Consider the following 242-nt stretch of genomic DNA (forward strand, 5'->3'; position numbering starts at 1 on the left):
TACTTAAATTCGGTCCTCATCACAGCTTGTCTACCCGGTTGAAAGCATTTTACTAACAACCAGACTTGCTGCTTGAACGCACATATCCAACAGTGCGCACGGCTTAGCCTCCTGCGTCCCTCCATCGCTCAAACATATCTTACTAGTACAGGAATATCAACCTGTTGGCCATCGTCTACGCCTTGCGGCCTCGACTTAGGTCCCGACTAACCCTGGGAGGACGAGCCTTCCCCAGGAAACCT

At 51.2% G+C, this 242-nt stretch carries 1 rRNA gene; it reads right to left on the bottom strand.

What is annotated here, in order from left to right:
• A 23S ribosomal RNA gene (locus tag IWT5_RS12000) occupies positions 1-242 on the bottom strand; the annotation flags it as partial.

It is taken from the genome of Secundilactobacillus mixtipabuli (genome assembly GCF_002217925.1).
GTDB lineage: Bacteria > Bacillota > Bacilli > Lactobacillales > Lactobacillaceae > Secundilactobacillus > Secundilactobacillus mixtipabuli.